This window comes from Gluconobacter sp. DsW_056 (genome assembly GCF_002153595.1).
GTDB classification, from domain to species: domain Bacteria; phylum Pseudomonadota; class Alphaproteobacteria; order Acetobacterales; family Acetobacteraceae; genus Gluconobacter; species Gluconobacter albidus.
Map to the genome: position 1 here is coordinate 31,723 of NZ_JOPF01000004.1, position 14,951 is coordinate 46,673.

General features: G+C 59.6%; 16 protein-coding genes. 11 read left to right on the top strand and 5 right to left on the bottom strand.

The features are described 5' to 3' along the window. Positions 1–19: 19 nt before the first annotated feature. Genes HK22_RS03210 through HK22_RS03220 form a run of 3 tightly spaced genes read left to right on the top strand, consistent with a single transcriptional unit; the run spans position 20 to position 3,146 of the window. Positions 20–1,444 (top strand): M20/M25/M40 family metallo-hydrolase, encoded by a 1,425-nt coding sequence (locus tag HK22_RS03210; protein ID WP_233142361.1) that lies wholly within the window; start codon positions 20–22, stop codon positions 1,442–1,444. 2 nt (positions 1,445–1,446) lie between these two features. Further along, positions 1,447–2,451 carry a 4-hydroxythreonine-4-phosphate dehydrogenase PdxA gene (gene pdxA, locus HK22_RS03215; RefSeq protein ID WP_369827201.1) on the top strand — a complete coding sequence of 335 codons (1,005 nt, stop codon included), beginning with the start codon at positions 1,447–1,449 and terminating at the stop codon, positions 2,449–2,451. Next, positions 2,448–3,146 (top strand): pyridoxine 5'-phosphate synthase, encoded by a 699-nt coding sequence (locus HK22_RS03220; RefSeq protein ID WP_086648334.1) that lies wholly within the window; start codon positions 2,448–2,450, stop codon positions 3,144–3,146. The genes pdxA and HK22_RS03220 overlap by 4 nt, the downstream gene beginning before the upstream one ends. 46 nt (positions 3,147–3,192) lie before the next feature. On the opposite strand, the gene HK22_RS03225 is transcribed toward HK22_RS03220, so the two are convergent. Further along, entirely contained in the window at positions 3,193–3,792 is a 600-nt protein-coding gene (locus tag HK22_RS03225) for a hypothetical protein (RefSeq protein ID WP_062031915.1), read from the bottom strand. A 188-nt stretch (positions 3,793–3,980) separates the two neighbouring features. On the opposite strand from HK22_RS03225, the gene HK22_RS03230 reads away from it, so the two are divergent. After that, on the top strand, positions 3,981–4,205 hold the full coding sequence (locus HK22_RS03230; RefSeq protein ID WP_062107861.1) for a DUF3126 family protein: 225 nt from the start codon (positions 3,981–3,983) through the stop codon (positions 4,203–4,205). A 4-nt stretch (positions 4,206–4,209) separates the two neighbouring features. Here HK22_RS03230 and HK22_RS03235 read toward each other — a convergent pair whose 3' ends face one another. Next, the gene (locus HK22_RS03235; protein WP_086648335.1) at positions 4,210–4,731 is read right to left on the bottom strand and encodes a DUF2939 domain-containing protein; all 522 of its coding nucleotides are present in this window, start codon (positions 4,729–4,731) and stop codon (positions 4,210–4,212) included. A gap of 103 nt (positions 4,732–4,834) precedes the next feature. Here HK22_RS03235 and HK22_RS03240 point away from each other — a divergent pair, with 103 nt between their 5' ends. The 4 genes from HK22_RS03240 (at position 4,835) to pyk (ending at position 8,446) form a co-directional block, all read left to right on the top strand. Beyond that, positions 4,835–5,605 carry a HesA/MoeB/ThiF family protein gene (locus HK22_RS03240; RefSeq protein WP_086648336.1) on the top strand — a complete coding sequence of 257 codons (771 nt, stop codon included), beginning with the start codon at positions 4,835–4,837 and terminating at the stop codon, positions 5,603–5,605. After that, positions 5,602–5,979 carry a DsrE family protein gene (locus HK22_RS03245; protein ID WP_062107867.1) on the top strand — a complete coding sequence of 126 codons (378 nt, stop codon included), beginning with the start codon at positions 5,602–5,604 and terminating at the stop codon, positions 5,977–5,979. The genes HK22_RS03240 and HK22_RS03245 overlap by 4 nt, the downstream gene beginning before the upstream one ends. Positions 5,980–6,064: 85 nt before the next feature. Beyond that, positions 6,065–6,991, top strand: coding sequence for an SH3 domain-containing protein (locus tag HK22_RS03250; protein ID WP_198945472.1), 927 nt, complete (start codon positions 6,065–6,067; stop codon positions 6,989–6,991). Between the two features lie 24 nt (positions 6,992–7,015). Next, entirely contained in the window at positions 7,016–8,446 is a 1,431-nt protein-coding gene (gene pyk / locus HK22_RS03255; protein WP_086648338.1) for a pyruvate kinase, read from the top strand. Between the two features lie 55 nt (positions 8,447–8,501). Here the strand turns inward: pyk and HK22_RS03260 are convergent, their stop codons facing one another. Together HK22_RS03260 and HK22_RS03265 are read right to left on the bottom strand one after the other, a co-directional pair. Further along, entirely contained in the window at positions 8,502–9,383 is an 882-nt protein-coding gene (locus HK22_RS03260) for a prephenate dehydrogenase/arogenate dehydrogenase family protein (RefSeq protein ID WP_086648339.1), read from the bottom strand. Next, positions 9,380–10,555 (bottom strand): HpnL family protein, encoded by a 1,176-nt coding sequence (locus tag HK22_RS03265; protein WP_062108000.1) that lies wholly within the window; start codon positions 10,553–10,555, stop codon positions 9,380–9,382. Before HK22_RS03265 ends, HK22_RS03260 begins: the two co-directional genes overlap by 4 nt. A gap of 134 nt (positions 10,556–10,689) precedes the next feature. Here HK22_RS03265 and hpnA point away from each other — a divergent pair, with 134 nt between their 5' ends. The 3 genes from hpnA to hpnC are packed head-to-tail and all read left to right on the top strand — an operon-like array spanning position 10,690 to position 13,687. Continuing rightward, complete coding sequence (gene hpnA, locus HK22_RS03270) at positions 10,690–11,685, top strand: hopanoid-associated sugar epimerase (RefSeq protein ID WP_062031948.1); 996 nt, start codon at positions 10,690–10,692, stop codon at positions 11,683–11,685. Then, on the top strand, positions 11,685–12,827 hold the full coding sequence (locus HK22_RS03275; RefSeq protein WP_086648340.1) for a glycosyltransferase: 1,143 nt from the start codon (positions 11,685–11,687) through the stop codon (positions 12,825–12,827). Before hpnA ends, HK22_RS03275 begins: the two co-directional genes overlap by 1 nt. Continuing rightward, positions 12,824–13,687, top strand: coding sequence for a squalene synthase HpnC (gene hpnC / locus HK22_RS03280; RefSeq protein ID WP_086648341.1), 864 nt, complete (start codon positions 12,824–12,826; stop codon positions 13,685–13,687). Before HK22_RS03275 ends, hpnC begins: the two co-directional genes overlap by 4 nt. A gap of 29 nt (positions 13,688–13,716) precedes the next feature. Here hpnC and HK22_RS03285 read toward each other — a convergent pair whose 3' ends face one another. Further along, positions 13,717–14,886 carry a pyridoxal phosphate-dependent aminotransferase gene (locus tag HK22_RS03285; protein WP_086648342.1) on the bottom strand — a complete coding sequence of 390 codons (1,170 nt, stop codon included), beginning with the start codon at positions 14,884–14,886 and terminating at the stop codon, positions 13,717–13,719. Positions 14,887–14,951: the final 65 nt, after the last annotated feature.

Here is a 14,951-nt window from a genome sequence, read left to right on the forward strand (position 1 = left end):
CCTGAACATGGATAACACGATGACTGCCTATTCCGAGAAACTTGATGCCGTTCTTCAGAATGTCGACACCAATCTGGATGCATCGGTCTCACGTCTTTTCGAGATCCTGCGTATCCCGAGCATTTCCACTCAGCCCTCACATGCCGCCGATTGCCGCAAGGCTGCAAACTGGATGCAACGCGAACTCGAACAGCTGGGCATGAAAGCGGATGTTCGGGATGTTCAGTGGTCAGTTCCCGGTCATCCAATGGTTGTCGGGCACGATCAGCGATCGGCAGCGGATGACAGCCTCCCGCATGTCCTGTTCTATGGTCACTATGATGTTCAGCCGACAGATCCGGAATCGCTCTGGACTGCGCCTCCCTTCGAGCCTCGTCTGGTCAAGGAACCTTCCGGCCGCCAGGTGATCGTTGCCCGTGGTGCAAGCGATGACAAAGGTCAGGTCATGACCTTCCTTGAGGCGTGCCGGGCATGGAAACAGGTCACGGGGTCGCTTCCGGTCCGGGTGAGCGTCCTGCTGGAAGGCGAGGAAGAATGTGGCGGTGCAAACCTGCTCCCGTTCCTCAAGGAAAACGCCGCAGAGCTGAAAGCGGACGTCGCACTTGTCTGCGATACCTCCATGGCCGACCGGAAAACACCGGGGATCACCACGTCCCTGCGCGGCATGATGGCGGATGAAGTGGTCATCCAGTGCGCCAGCCATGATCTGCATTCCGGTCTGTATGGCAACGCTGCGGCCAACCCGATTGCCGTTCTGTGTCAGGCTCTCGCTACACTGCGGAACGCGGATGGCGGTGTGACGCTTGCAGGGTTCTATGACGGCATTCAGGATCCTGCCCCCGCAACTCGTGCGCAGTGGAGCAGGCTCTTTCCTGGCGACAGCTCCCTGCTAGAGGAAGCAGGCCTGTCGGTTGCAGCGGGCGAGAAAAACTACAGCGCCATCGAGCAGACATGGTGCCGCCCCAGCTGCGAGATTAATGGAATTTCGGGCGGTTATGAAGGCGAGGGGTTCAAGACCGTCCTGCCTGCCAAGGCTATGGCAAAGGTTTCGTTCCGTCTGGTTCCGGGGCAGGACCCGGATCGCATCCGCGAAGCATTCCGCGCCCACATCCGTGCAGCCCTGCCTGCAGACGCACACGTGACCTTTACGGCGCATGGCGGATCTCCGGGTTTTGAAGTCTCCCGTGATAGCCGGTTTCTGAGCCCGGCCCTTCAGGCCCTGACGGATGAATGGGGCGTTCCGGCCGCCATGGTCGGATCGGGTGGCTCCATCCCCGTGGCCGGAGAAGTGCGGGATGCTCTGGGGCTGGATGCTCTCATGATCGGCTTTGCCCAGAATGACGACCGGATCCATTCCCCAAACGAACAGTACGGGCTGGACTCTTTTCACAAGGGGATCCGCTCCTGGGTTCGGGTTCTGGCCGCGCTCGCTGAAGCAGGCTGATGATGCGCCCTTCCAGACCACTCGCACTGACACTGGGCGACCCTGCGGGCATTGGTCCCCAGCTTACGGCGGAAGCCTGGCGCAGCCTCAGGCATTCAAGGGAGGGGACGTTCTTCTGGTTGGGCGATCCGCGTCTGGTTGAGGCTGCGGTGCCCGTTACCCGCATCGAAACGCCGGAAGAAGCGGACGCGGTTTTCGCCGTCAGCCTGCCCGTTTTGCCGGTCCTGTGTGATGCAGCCGTGATTCCGGGGAAGCCTGACCCGTGCAATGCCACGGCGACGATCAGCAGTATTCGTCTGGCCGTTGAATACGCGCTTGCAGGCCGGGCGGACGGCGTCGTGACCAACCCGATCGCCAAACATGTTCTTGCAGCGGCAGGCTTTCCATATCCGGGACATACGGAGTTTCTGGCAGCTCTGTGCGACATGCCGGGGGAGGAGATCATGATGCTGGTCTCGCCCCAGCTCAGGGTCGTGCCGGTCACGGTGCATGTTTCGCTGCGAAAGGCTCTGGAAACGCTGACGACCGATCGCATCGTAAGCGTAGCGGAGACCGCAAACGCAGCCCTGAAGCGTGATTTCGGGATTGTGACTCCGCGTCTGGCGATTGCGGGCCTCAACCCTCATGCCGGTGAACAGGGGTTGATGGGAGAAGAAGAAATTACGATCATCCGGCCTGCGATCGAGAAACTTCGCGCGCGGGGGATCGACTGTCTGGGGCCGTTCCCGCCCGATACGATGTTCAGCGACACGGCACGGCCAACCTATGATGTCGCCATCTGCATGTACCACGATCAGGCGCTTATCCCGCTCAAAACGCTCGATATGGCGCAGGGCGTAAATGTGACACTGGGACTGCCTCTTATCCGCACATCGCCCGATCACGGCACGGCATTCGATATCGCAGGCGCCGTGACGGAGACGTGCCGCGCCGACGCCTCAAGTCTTCTGGCCGCCATCCGTCTGGCGGACGGGATGAGTGCTTATCGGGAAGGAAAAAAATCATGATCCGGCTTGGTGTGAATATTGATCACGTCGCGACATTGCGAAACGCACGAGGCGGTACGTTTCCCGATCCAGTCGCGGCGGCAGAACTGGCCATTGCGTCAGGCGCAGATGGGATCACGGCACATCTGCGGGAGGACCGTCGCCACATCCGTGACGCCGACATGCCGCGCCTGAGAGCACTATCCGCACCGCTGAACTTCGAGATGGCTGCGACAGACGAAATGGTCCGGATCGCCTGTGAGCTTCGTCCTCATGCGTGCTGTCTGGTTCCGGAAAGCCGACAGGAAGTCACAACCGAAGGTGGGCTTGATGTCGTCGGACAGCGTGAAGCCCTGACGCCCCGCATTGTCCGACTTAAAGAAGCCGGGATACGGGTTTCCCTGTTCATTGATCCCGATACGCGACAGATCGAGACGGCAGCAGTACTAGGAGCGCCCGTCGTCGAGCTTCATACGGGAACTTATGCACTGGGCGGCGGGCACGAGCTGGAGCGTCTGCGGAAGGCCGCAGAGACGGCTGTCGCCTGCGGACTGGAGCTTCATGCCGGACATGGGCTGACTTATGACAACGTCGAAGCAATTGCGGCCCTGAAGGGCGTTGCCGAGCTCAATATCGGCCATTTTCTGATCGGACAGGCCATTTTTGACGGCCTGGGGCCAGCCGTTCAGAGAATGAAGCGTCTGATAAACTCCTGAACAAAAAAAGGGCCGGGACAAAGACTGTCCCGGCCCCTTTTCTGGCTCACTTGACCGGCTGGATAACCGGCTGAGTGTCGTCCTTGCTGAATTTGGGGACGTATTTTCCAGACTGATCGGAATAGGTGGCCGTACCGCTCTGGGGTGGGGTACGCGGCGGATGGAAAGCCGACACAGGCCCGAACGGCCCTGCATTCACACGGCGCATCGTCGATTCACGCTGGCGGGCACAGCCTCGCGTGATGATGGAGCAGATGCCGTCCGTTCCGATATATTCATCGTCATTGCCGGTATAATGGACTTCCGAAACCCGGTCATGATCCACGCGGACCAGCATCCGGCAGGTCGTCCCGCCGCCGCCCAGAGCAGACTGGTAAATGCTGATTGCGGACTGGACAGGAATAAATCCCGAATCAGCAGGCATGGTCGGCAGCGCCATGCTTCCGTCATACTGCCAGAGTTCGGTCGTATCGTTCAGCTTCTTCGTGCTGGCCGGAATACCCGCGCAGGACTGAAGGTCGTAGCTGGTCATCCCGATCATCTCATACTGCGCCTTGTGGGCGTTCCGGGAATCAAAATACCCACATCCCGAAAGGGCGGCAGTGGAGGTCAGGGCAACGATCATTCGAAGGAAAACCGGGCGCATCATGTCTCCTTTGCGCGTAAGGGGGAGCAGACTGCGGACCCTGAACGATTCATGACGAACAGGTCACAATCACATGTGAAGTGCCCGGTTTCTACAACAGCATCCCTAACGGGGATAGAGGAGGCGGGTTCCTTTGTGCGTGTCGATGGGTTACAGGGCAGTTCCCTTGCAGCACAGGAATGCCACCAATGGCCGATATGACCCTATCCGAGGTGACACGCCTCCAGACCACGCTCCAGCGCCTGCTGGGCTCTCCGAAACTGACTGTCAACAAGCCGAGCCGCAAGGGCATGAGCGTTGAACTGGCCGTGTCCGGAGAAGTTATCGGAACGGTTCATCGCGATGAAGACGAGGGCGAAGTTTCCTACGCCATTCACATCACGGTTCTGGAAGAAGATCTTCCGGCGGCCTGAATTTTCAGGCCGCGTGCGCCGGGGCCGGCATTTCGAATCGTGTGATCTTCCAGCCCCAGTGCTCGAATTTCATATGCAGGACGAAAGGTGTCTGCCCCGGCTGATCGAGGCTGGCCTCGAATTTTCCGGGGCTTACGAAATGGGCATGCACGGCATGCCACGTCCCGAGCCAGCCTGAGGTCGACGCCTCATGCGGCATCACCTGATGGGCTGTTGTCATCAGCGTCGCGGGTGTCAGACGGGTATCAATCGCATTGGATACAACCTGCCCGGCAAAGGAACTGCCGAAGCCAGGCAGGTCATCATCGGCAGGAACAGCTGGTGTGAACTGTTCCTTCAGACAGTGGCTTAGCGACGACCAGTCCACATGCGGCGCCAGACGCGACGCATTGTTTCCGTGCAGGGCCCGGTCGATATCCCACAGGGCAAGATAAGGGGACACGGCATAGGCGGCCAGAACGGCACCGGCCGTAACGCCCAACCCCTGCCATGCACGAGGCATGGCGCTGCGAAATCCTTTTCTCATGATATTCCCCTGTCTCGGGTCCCGCGGGCACAACCTGCGCGGTGACGGACGATAATGACGCTAACGTCTTTCAAGAGTGAAAGTCAGCAATTATCATCATTGCATGGACATGAATTTTTCCGACCAGGAACTGGAACGGTATTCCCGCCACATCCTGCTGCCGCAGGTTGGCGCGACAGGACAGGCACGGCTTCGACAGGCCTCCGTGCTCGTGGTCGGTGCAGGCGGCCTCGGAGCCCCGTTGCTTCAGCAGCTTGCCGCTTCGGGCATTGGACATATCGGGATTATGGACCATGACCATCTGGAACTGAGCAACCTGCAGCGGCAGGTTCTTTATGGGACGGATGATCTTGGGTTGTTCAAGGTCGAGGCAGCAGCCCGACACCTGAGGGCGCTCAATCCGTTGGTCAAAATCAGTTCCTACCCGGTGCGTGCGACGGAAGCGACGCTGGATGACCTCGTCCCGCAATATGATCTCGTCTGTGACGGAACCGACAATTTCCCCACTCGGCTTGCGGTTTCCGATGCCTGCGTCAGACACAGGCGCTCTCTGGTTTCGGGGGCTGTACAGGGGTTTTCAGGCCAACTCGCCGTATTCAGGCCTCAGAAGGGTGGTCCCTGTTATCGCTGTCTGTTCCCCGACGCCGAACAGACAGCTGCGCCGGATTGTGGAATGTCCGGTGTGCTGGGCGCCGCCACGGGAGTTGTGGGCAGTTTGATGGCGGTCGAGGTCATGCGCGAAATCATGGGCCTTGAAGGATGTGACGAAACGCGGGTGAGGATGTGGGACGCACTGTCAGGAACGATGAACGGTTTTACGCTCAATCGCGATCCCCATTGCCTCGCACATCCTGAGGATAATGTGAAAGCATGAGCCGCCCCATGTTTCTGACGCTGGCGGATGATTCGTGGCAGCGTGCTCATTACGCGATGATTGTCGCGGCAGGTGCGCTTTCGCTGGGTCGTCATGTCACGCTTTTCGCGGGCGGCCGCAGCGTTCTGGCCCTGACGACGGATTGCTCAGGACTTCAGGGCACCATTGCCGATAACGTGCTTGAGGCCAAGGGGATTGCAGGGTTCGGCGAACTCCGGGAGGCGGTGCTCGGCTTTGGCGCGACCGTTATGGCCTGTGAAACCGGCCTCATAATGGCCGGACTGACTGCGAAAGATCTTCTGGCGGGGGTGGAAGTAAGAGGAATTGTCAGCTTTCTTGAACTGGCGGGAGACAATCCGCTCCTTGCGCTGTAAGTTTTCCTTAAAGATTACGGGTTCAGGATGTCTTTCCCGTTTTGATGACTTGCCCAAACCGTCGGCCCTTGGCAGGGATGCGCTCATGAGAATGTCAGTCTTCCTTCCGCGTTCCTCCACAGGCCCGTCCACTGTTCTTTGCGCGCTTATGGCCGGTACGATCCTGCTCGCTGCTCCCGGCGCGCAGGCGGCGCATCACCACAAAAAGCACGCAGAGAGCGCAGCAAAGCCTGCGGACAAACACGCCTCTGCGAAAAAGCACCACAAGGCCGACGTAGCAAAGCCGTCATCTTCGGCCCCGCGACACAAGGCGGCCCATCATGCGGCACTGAAACATGCCGCTCCTGTGGCCGCTGGTGCCGCTGCCGCAGGAGCGGCGGCTTCCACGGCAGCAGCTGCGGATCAGGCGGCGACCCCGGCTGTTCCTCCTGGGCCCGAAAACACGGACAAAGGCAGCAATACAGGCCTGCCCCTGCCGCGCTACGCCGCGCTCCGGGCTGACAAGGTCTATATGCGTCGTGGGCCCGGAGACCGTTATCCGATCGACTGGGTCTATCATCGGCGCGGCCTTCCGGTGCAGATCGAACGGGAGTTCGATGTCTGGCGCCTTGTGGAGGACTCCGACGGCCAGAAAGGCTGGGTCCATCAGGCAACGCTGTATGGAAGCCGCACATTCGTGATCCCAGGCCTCCCTCCCGAAGGTGTGAAAGCCCAGACCGGCGAGGCGAGCGCACAGGAAGGCGACCATATCGGCAAGGCCGATGCACGGATCCTTGCCCGTGTCGCAACACAGGACGAGGCGAGGGCACACAAAAATGATGTGCTTCTTATGAGCCATCCGGAAGAAGATAGCACCGTGGTCGCGGTTCTGGAGCAGGGAACGGTGGGCAACATCAAGTTGTGCCCGCAGAACTCCCAATGGTGCCATGTCAGCGTGAAGGGCTACGACGGCTGGCTGCCACGCCGTCTTTTCTGGGGCCTGCTCCCGGGCGAGACGATTCAACCAAACTGATTTTTTCGATCGAGGACGCCGTATATGACATCGAGTTCCCATCACCGCCGCACGCGGATCGTCGCTACACTGGGGCCGGCTTCATCGTCCCCCGAGATGATCCTTTCTCTGGCGCAGGCCGGTGTGAATGTCTTCCGGCTCAATTTCTCCCATGGCGCCCATGAAGATCATGGCGAGCGTCATGCCGCTATCCGGGCCGCCGAGCAGAAGGTCGGGCATCCGCTGGCAATCCTTGCGGATCTTCAGGGCCCCAAACTACGCGTTGGCGTGTTTGAAAATGGCCCAGTGATCCTGGAGGAAGGCAAGCCGTTCCGGCTGGATCTGGACCGTACGCCGGGCACGATTTCGCGGGTCTGCCTGCCGCATCCGGAAATTATTTCCGCCGCGGAGCCGGGAAGCCACCTTCTGCTGGATGACGGCAAGCTCAAACTGCGTGTCGTGACGGTCGGAGACGGCTTTCTCGAAACGGTCGTGGTGGTCGGCGGCAAACTGTCCGAGCGCAAGGGCGTCAATGTCCCCGACGTGACACTCCCCATTCCGGCGCTCACCGAAAAAGACCGCCGCGACTTCGATTTCGCTCTGTCGCTTGGTGTCGATTTCGTGGCTCTCTCCTTTGTGCAGCGCCCGGAAGACGTTCAGGAAGCACGCGATATTGCGAACGGCCGCGCAGCGATCGTTACCAAGCTCGAAAAGCCTCAGGCGATGGATAACCTTGAAGCCATCGTACATCTTTCAGATGCGCTTATGGTGGCGCGCGGTGATCTCGGCGTCGAACTTCTGCCCGAGGAAGTCCCGGTTGCCCAGAAGCGCGCAATTGCTGAAGCCCGCAGACAGTGCCGTCCGGTGATCGTGGCGACGCAGATGCTCGAGAGCATGATCGAAAGCCCGACCCCGACACGCGCCGAAGTCTCTGACGTCTCCAATGCCGTTTATGACGGTGCGGATGCGGTCATGCTGTCTGCGGAAAGTGCCGCTGGCAAATATCCGCTCGAAGCCGTGTCAATGATGGTGCGGATCGCCGAGCGGGTCGAGCAGGATCATGAATGGCGGATCCGCATGGACCGTCTGCGTCCCACACCGGACGAGACCGTCCAGTGCGCGATCGTTCAGGCCGCCTGGCAGGTCAGCCGCACACTCCATGCCGGTGTGATTGCATCCCATACCCGTGGCGGCGGCGGAGCAATGCGCATGGCGCGTGAGCGGCCGCATTGCCCGATCATTGCCCTGACCCCCGAACTGGACGTCGCGCGTCGCCTCTGCATCGTATGGGGGACATTCCCGCATGTTGTGGATCGGGAACAGACAGCTCATGGCATTGAGGATCTGGCCGGACCAGCCGCGGAGCTCGCACGGAGCCTGAACTTCTGCAAGGCCGGAGACCGGGTTCTGGTTCTCGCCGGTCTGCCTTATGGCCATTCCGGCAGCACCAACACCCTGCGTGTTGTCACGGCCTGATGTAACAACCTGCTGTCGGACATACGCCCGGCAGCAGGCTCATCCCTGAATAATCTCAGGCTTGACGGTTTTCAATCAGGGTTCGGCGGATGGCGCGCCCACGTTCAATCCTGCCGGTTATGGCCGCCTCATCGCCGTTGCGGATTGCATCCGCCATGGCCTGCGTATCGGCCATAAACCTGTCCAGCGTACCAAGAAGCGCCTCGCGATTGGCGAGGAAAATATCCCGCCACATGACCGGGTCTGACGCGGCAATCCGTGTAAAATCACGAAACCCCGACGCGGCATAGTCCAGCACGGCCGCGCGGATTTCGTCAGACAGGTTGTCAGCGGTATCACAGATCGTGAAGGCCAGAAGATGCGGAAGATGGCTCACCATGGCGCAGATCTGATCGTGTTGTTCGTCAGACAGGGTTTTCGTCCGGGCGCCACACAGGTTCCAGAGGGCCTCGATTTTTGCGATCGCTTCCGGATCGGAGCCTTCAGGTGGCACAAGCAGCGCCCATCGGTCTTCAAACAGGGTTGAAAAACCGGCGTCCGGCCCGGAATGCTCTGTCCCAGCCATAGGGTGGCCCGGAATATAGGATATACCTTCGGGCAGTATCGCGTGAATCGTTGGTCCGAGTTGCCCCCGCACTGAAGCTACATCCGTGAGGATGCTTCCGGGCTTCATATAAGGCAACACCTGCCGCGCGACGTCTTCAACCGCACCGACGGGAACACAGATCATGACGCAGTCTGCCTGTGCCGCAACGGCTGGGTCAGACGTTATGACATCGGCAATATCAAGCTCACGCACCCGTTCGAGAACACGCGGACTCGTATCCGCTGCGATCAGGGTTCCGGCAATCGTGCCAGTCTCCTTGGCGCGACGAAGGACGGAAGAGCCAATCAGTCCCGGACCAACGACGCAAAGGGATTTGAAAAGCGGCGTCATAAAACGCGTGGCGCTGTGGCGAAAGAGCTGTCTTCTGACGTTTTACCATCCCGGGAGGCCGTCTCTTTCTTGATGTTTCCTGCAAGAGCGGTCACGGCTGGCGCAATGACCTTTTTGCGAAGAGAGGGCGAGGTCGGTTCGTTTTCCGGTCTTGCCTTCGGGCGTTCATGACGAAGACGCCGCATCTCAACGACCTGCCAGATCAACAGAACCGGAATACCGATCAGAATATCCCGACCGCGTCGCAGCAGCGAAAGGCTGAGCGACACTTCCGCATCGACACCGAAAATCATGCCAAGTGCGACATAAGCGGCTTCCTGAACGCCCAGCGCCCCCGGGACCAGAAACCCTGCCGACATGATGCCGCAAACCACACCCTCAATGGCGACAGACGAGAAAAATCCGACATGTGCGCCAAGGAGCTGAAGTCCCAGCCACGTCATGGCAGCACTGCCTGTCCAGCATACCAGATGACAGAGCGCACCCAGAGAAATTCGGTCAGGGCGGCTCCAGAGTCCTTCCAGACGAGACTGAAAAGCCTCGGTATTTCCGATGAGTGAGTCACGCCACTCCGCAGCGATATGCCGCCCCAGGAATGTGGCGACCTTGCGGACCGTCGCGCCGCCACGCTGCTGCGTCCAGATGAAACCGGCAATTCCGAGGCTGAGCAGCGCCATCCCGCCAACGAGCGGCCAGACAAATCTGGCTGCGTCGTGATGACCGATAAGGCAGAGCAGGGCGATCAGCACGAAGGCGATCTGTCCGAGCACTTCCGTCGTGATATCCACGAGATTGGCCGCCACGGCTTCGGGCCAGTGAAGATTTTCGCCCTGCTCCGTCTTGGGATCAATGCCCGCCATCGTTGCGCGAACACCAATCACCATCCCGCCAAGCTGGGAGAAGGGCAGGCACGCTCCGGCGCTGTCCCGGACAAGACGCGCGCCCATCAGGCGCTTGACGCCCAGAATGGGGACCGCAGCGTGCCAGGCGATCCCGAGCCCGACGTCCACTACAAGCTGGCAGGCCGCCAGAAGCAGAAAGCCACCAAGCCCGACTTTGGAGAGCGCTTCCATGACAGGATGGATACCGGCTCTGGCCGCAATGAAGGTGAACAGGGCCACCCCGAGAAGGGAAAGGAGAACAGGGAGAGTTTTTTTCAACGTCTTCGTCACATGCCGTTTGCACACGATCTATCGCAGGTATCGTTAATATTCCACCCTCGCAGACGCTTTCCCCGAAAAGCCGGGAGGATTATGCTGTCATAAATTGCAACCATCAGCTGATAACCCAAGGAGACACTGCCACCATGAACGATGTCACACTCGTGACGGGGGCTACGGGGTTTGTCGGCTCTGCCGTCGCCCGCGTCCTTGAAGAACGCGGACACCGCCTGAGACTTTTCGTCCGCCCGACATCAGACCGTTCAAATATTGCGGAGCTTGATGCGGAAATTGCCGTAGGAGACCTCTCCGATCCGCAGACGCTCGCTCCGGCACTGAAGAACGTCAAAACCCTTTTCCACGTTGCTGCCGATTACCGACTCTGGGTTCCTGATCCGGAAAGCATGATGAAGGCGAATGTGGAGGGCACACGCAATCTGATGCTTGCCGCCCTTGAGGCCGGGGTGGAAAAAATCATCTATTGCTCGTCGGTGGCGGCACTTGGCCTGGGCAAGAACGGCGAATCAGCTGACGAAAACACGCCGGTTTCGGAAAGTCAGGTTATCGGGATCTACAAACTCTCAAAATATCGCGCGGAACAGGAAGTTCTGCGGCTCGTTCGGGAAAAAAACCTACCCGCGATCATCGTCAATCCTTCCACCCCCGTCGGCCCGCGGGATATCAAGCCGACACCCACAGGGCAGATGGTTCTCGACTGCGCCAGCGGAAACATGCCGGCCTATGTCGAGACGGGTTTGAACATCGTGCATGTCGATGACGTCGCGGAAGGACATGCTCTGGCTCTGGAACGGGGCAGGATCGGCGAGAAATATATCCTTGGCGGCGAAAACATCATGCTGGGGGATCTTTTCCGCATGGTCAGTCAGATTGCCGGGGTGAAGCCACCAGCAATCAAACTCAAGCAGTCCTGGCTCTATCCCGTAGCCCTTGTGTCCGAATGGCTGGCACGCGGGTTCGGCATTGAACCGCGGGTCACGCGCGAAACGCTCGCCATGTCCAAAAAGCTGATGTTCTTCTCGTCCGACAAGGCCAGGCGGGAACTCGGATACACCCCACGCCCGGCCCGCGATGCCGTGACAGATGCGATCGTCTGGTTCCGTCAGCATGGACGGATGAAATAATGCTGTTTGGAACCGCACTGACCAGTCTGGGAGCCTGGGTCTATCTTTCGCTGTTCCATGGGAGTTTCTGGCAGAAAGGCCCTATTCTCGACCCTAAGCCCATGCCGGCTGCCGCCCCGGATGTTGCGATCGTCATTCCTGCACGGGACGAGGCCGAGTCCATCGGAGCCTGCCTGACGTCTCTTCTGGAACAGGACTATGACGGCAAGGTGTCCGTTATCCTCATTGATGACGAGAGCACGGATGACACGGGCGACATCGCCCGCGCATTGCCTGATCCGCACGGGCGGCTGACGGTCATAACGGGCGCCAAGCGCCCTGCGGGATGGAGCGGCAAGCTCTGGGCCGTCCACCAGGGAGAACAGGAGGCGCTGACGCGGATTGGCCCTTATGGGTATGTCCTCCTGACCGATGCCGATATCATGCATGCGCCAGAGCATCTCGCCTCTCTGGTGGCCAAGGCGCGCGAAGACGATCTGGATCTTGTCTCGGAAATGGTAGCGCTGAACTGCGAAAGCAGTGCGGAGCGCTTTCTTGTTCCCGCTTTCGTCTATTTCTTTGCCATGCTTTATCCGTTTTCGCGCATTGCCAGCGAACGTTCCCGTATTGCGGGGGCTGCTGGAGGAACCATTCTCCTGCGTCGCCGGGCGCTGGAACGGATTGGAGGCATCAAGGCACTCCGTGGCGCACTGATTGATGACTGTACTCTGGCCGCTCATATCAAGCGATCGGGAGGGCGGCTCTATCTGGGACACAGTGCGCTGGCATGGTCCGTCAGGCCGTATCGCGGCATGAAGGATGTCTGGCATATGATTGCCCGCACGGCCTATGTGCAGCTGCGATATTCTCCGGCTCTACTCCTTGCGACGATCGTTGGTCTGGCGATGATCTGGCTGCTTCCCATCGGGCTGGCACTGTTTGGCAAGGGGCGGGAACGGCGGATCGGACTTCTGACCTATCTCGTATCGTGCCTGACATTCGTGCCCACGCTTCGCCGCTTTGGCCTGCCGTTGTGGCGTGCTATTCCCCTTCCGCTTGTTGCGGCCTTCTACATGGCAGCAACCATCGGCTCGGCCATCGACCATCATCGTGGTGTTGGTGTGCGCTGGAAAAATCGTTCCTACACGGATGAAACATCGTGACAGACAACATCTGGGGGACGAAAGACGTCACCTCCACCAAAGGCAAATCCGACGAAAATTTTCCCGTTGGTTCATTTCTGATCGCCCCGCGTCTGCGGCCTTACGTTCACACCTATTATAACTTCGCGCGTGTTGCGGATGACATGGTGGACACGACCGAACTGACGCCGCCCGAAAAAATTGCGCGGCTTCGGGGTATGGCAGCCGTTATCCGTGGGGAAATCACAGCTCCTCAGCGCGCAGACGCGCAGACAGCGGTCAAACTTCGCGACGTTCTGCTCCAGACCGGTGTCCCTCTGGAAACGGCGACGGATCTTCTCGAAGCCTTCTGCATGGATGCCGAAAAGAACCGTTACAAAAGCTGGGACGAACTGCTGCATTACTGCAGATATTCCGCCAACCCTGTAGGGCGGTTTCTGCTCCTGCTGCATGGCGAGGCGGAGGAAACACTCGCACCATCCGATGCACTCTGCTCTGCACTGCAGGTCATCAATCATCTTCAGGATGTCGCCGGGGACCTGAAAGATCTGGACCGGTGCTATGTCCCGCTACCATGGCTGGAAGAAGAAGGCGTCTGTCTGGATGATCTGCGTCTGGTCCGCAGCAAACCGGGCATCCGTCGCGTATTCAACCGGATGCTGGACGGTGTGGATGTCCTCAACAGAAACGCCAGGATCCTGCCGCTACTCGTCCGGGATCGGCGGATGCGGCTGGAATCTGCAGTCATTGTGGAACTGTGCCACATTCTAACGGCGCGTCTGCGCCGTCAGGACCCGTTGCTGGAACGTGTCGCCCTGACGAAAGCGGATGGTGCAAAAGCCCTGTTCCGGGCCCTGCGCTATTTCCCTGCCGTCGGCTGAACAGTCACGGCAGGGCTTTTCGAAGCGGATCAGGTATAAATCTGGTCCAGTACGGTACAGAAGGTCTTCATTTCATCCATGGAGCCGACCGTAATCCGCGAAGCATTCGGCCAGACGGGCCATGAGCGCCCGATCAGGACATTCTGCTTCAGGAAGGCATCCTTGATGGGCGCGGCCGGCTTCTTCCAGTCGATGATGAACATGTTCGCATCGGAGGGGATGAAGTGGATGCCGCGCTTGCGCAGGTGCTGGAACGTCATGTTGCGGGCGGCAATCATTTCTTCCCGGCGGGCTGCAATGGCCGATTTCATGGTCAGGCTCATCGTGCCGCAGGCCATGGCCGGGACCGGCAGCATCGCGGTGGCACTTTTGCCATCATAACGCATCATGCTCTCATGCAGGTCAGGTCGGGCAAATGTCAGGCCAAGACGCATTCCCGCCATGGCAAACATTTTTGAGAACGTCCTGAGGACAACAACGTCCTTGTTCTTTGCAACCAGTTCAACCGCGCTCGGGGCATTCGAGAAATGGATGTAAGCCTCATCCACCAGCACAACCGAACCCTTGGGCTTGTTCTCGACCAGCCACGCAATATCGCGCAGCGGCGTCAGCGTACCGGTCGGATTGTTGGGAGAGCAGATATAGTAGACGCCCGCATTGGGATCAGCGGCCAGCATGGCGCGGACATCCGTCTTGTACCCGTTCTTTGCGGACAGCGGGACGCGTGCCAGAGGGATTTTCAGCCAGTCCGCAGCGACCCATCCGGCTTCATAGCTTGGGTCCGCCGTCACAAGCCCGCGGGTGGGGGAGCAGTACGTGACGATGGCACGTGCCAGCGGATCGGACGAGCCACACCATGTCATGACATGGGTCTGGGGAATCCCTTCGACATCCGAAGCCGCCTTGATGAGATCATCACGCATATGACCGGTCGGATCGTAGCGGTTACTCTGGAAAACCGAGGATGCACCAGCCTGCGCGGCTTCCGGGAAGGGACCCGTCCAGCATTCATTACTGCCAAGACGCGTGACGCCCTCGAAATTGACCCCGGACGGAAGAATGTCCGCGCGGGCAGAGCCTGTCAGGGCCTTTACGGTCGCGCCTGCGGCCAGAAGCGTGGCAATGCGCCCGAAGCTGCGCCGGGAATATCCCCGGGCAAGAAGGTCGCTGCGGGCGGCGGGAGAGAGGGGACTGGTCATTAGGGGCCATACTCCAGACTAGGGCCGGAACATGTTAGTTCCGAAACGTTTTCCCTGTCAAAGCA